Origin of the sequence: Melaminivora alkalimesophila, assembly GCF_000282995.1 — a bacterium.
Lineage (GTDB): Bacteria > Pseudomonadota > Gammaproteobacteria > Burkholderiales > Burkholderiaceae_C > Melaminivora > Melaminivora alkalimesophila.
In genome coordinates this window covers 1-836 of record NZ_ALEE01000746.1, presented here as the reverse complement: position 1 = coordinate 836, position 836 = coordinate 1, and the positions used below count along the sequence as shown (strand labels likewise).

Annotated in this window: 2 protein-coding genes; one reads left to right on the top strand and one right to left on the bottom strand. The window is 74.6% G+C overall.

Annotated elements, in window-relative coordinates; all coding sequences use genetic code 11:
- Nucleotides 1–332, top strand: a 332-nt coding sequence (locus A612_RS14440; protein WP_040437086.1) for an MFS transporter, incomplete at its 5' end; no start/stop codon positions are given.
- Here the strand turns inward: A612_RS14440 and A612_RS14435 are convergent.
- On the bottom strand, nucleotides 311–836 hold a 526-nt coding region (locus A612_RS14435; RefSeq protein WP_040437085.1), incomplete at its 5' end, for a DUF3482 domain-containing protein. The two genes, A612_RS14440 and A612_RS14435, sit on opposite strands and share 22 nt — an antisense overlap.

Below are 836 nucleotides of genomic sequence, written 5' to 3'. Positions count from 1 at the left end.
CGCAGGCGCAGACCCCGCCGGCCACGGGGCTGCGCCTGGTGACCACCATCGAATACGTCATCAACCCGGCGCGGGCGGCGGAGTTTCGCGCCGTCATGCAGGAAAGCCGGCGGGCACGCCTGCGCGCCGGGGCGCTGTCGTGGGAGCTGCAGCACGACATTGAGGATCCGCGCCGCTACGTCGAGCGGATCGTGGACGAGTCCTGGACCGAGCACCTGCGCCGCTTCGAGCGCGTGACGGCCTCGGATGTGGCGCTGCGGGATCGGCGCTTCGCCTTTCACGTGGCCGAGGCGCCGCCGGTGGTCTCGCGCTACGTGGTGGAAGGGGAATAGGGCGCGGTGCCGCCGGGTTTGCCAGGCGCTTCGAGCGGCAGCTTAGAGAGCAGCGCCTCCAGGCACTCGGTCAGGTGGGCCTGCAGGGGATCGGGCGCAGGGGCGGCGCCGTCCAGTGCGTCCAGCAGCACCGGCCAGCGGGCAGCGATGGCGTCGGAGACCAGGGCCTGCCAGCGGGCAGCGAGCATCGGATCGACGCCCTGTGGCAACCGCGCCTGGTGGGCGAGCGCAAGGTAATGCAGGCAGGCGGCCTCCACCAGGGCGCGCCGGGTTTCCTGGAGGCTGCCGCGCCGCTGGCGTGCGCGCAGTGCCCAGGCGCCGACGCCGCCGAGCAGGGCGCCCACGGCGGTTCCGGCGCCCAGCGTCAGGCCGCCCAGGCCCAGATCGACCAGCGCGCCTGCCTTGGCGCCTGCTGCCGCCCCTGCAGCGGCACCGGCCGAGGTGCCGACCACGGACAGCATGTCGGGGCCTGGGGCCGCCCCGTCCGCCGTGTCGTGGCGGGGC